General features: G+C 39.7%; 1 protein-coding gene. It reads left to right on the top strand.

Annotated elements, in window-relative coordinates; all coding sequences use genetic code 11:
• On the top strand, positions 1 to 242 hold a 242-nt coding region (locus tag AAEY94_RS20805; protein WP_350979947.1), incomplete at both ends, for an aminotransferase class III-fold pyridoxal phosphate-dependent enzyme.

The following is a 242-nucleotide window of genomic DNA, read 5'->3' as shown; positions in this document are numbered from 1 at the left end:
GGTTAACCCACTTGCCTGTGCAGCGGCCTGCGCAAGTATTGATTTATTACTTAAGCAAAACTGGCAACAACGAATAAAGCAAATTAAAACCCAACTACAACAACTTCATAAATGCAGTGAACTTAATGCAGTTGCTAATGTGCGTACCTTAGGTGAAATAGGTTTTGTTGAAATAAACGAGGCTGCTGGCAATGTTGATGTTGCTAAAATTCAGGCCTATTTTGTAGAGCAAGGTGTATGGA

The organism is Shewanella sp. AC34-MNA-CIBAN-0136 (genome assembly GCF_040309945.1).
Classification (GTDB): Bacteria; Pseudomonadota; Gammaproteobacteria; order Enterobacterales; family Shewanellaceae; genus Shewanella.
This window is presented reverse-complemented; position numbering and strand designations above follow the sequence as displayed.